The organism is Clostridium sp. UBA5119 (genome assembly GCF_002414285.1).
Classification (GTDB): domain Bacteria; phylum Bacillota; class Clostridia; order Clostridiales; family Clostridiaceae; genus Clostridium_J; species Clostridium_J sulfidigenes.
The window spans coordinates 36,754-37,044 of record NZ_DHYX01000102.1; positions in this window are offsets into that span (position 1 = coordinate 36,754).

The following is a 291-nucleotide window of genomic DNA, read 5'->3' on the forward strand; positions in this document are numbered from 1 at the left end:
CCAAAACAAACCAACTATACGACCATTACCTTTATCGCATTGGCTTTATTGCTCTATGTGTTATTGGGTGCAACTCCGGCAGGTCTACTCATTTTTGTGGGTGGTTTTAACGGTTTAGTGTTGCCAATTGGCCTTACAATTTTTGTGTATGTCGCAGCGTGCCGTAAAGATTTAATGGGTAATTATAACTATCCAAAATGGTTACTTATTTTGGGTGGATTAACATGTTTGTTGACGTGGTGGATGGGTTATATGTCATTTACGACAGTGTTTAACTATTTGACCAAACTT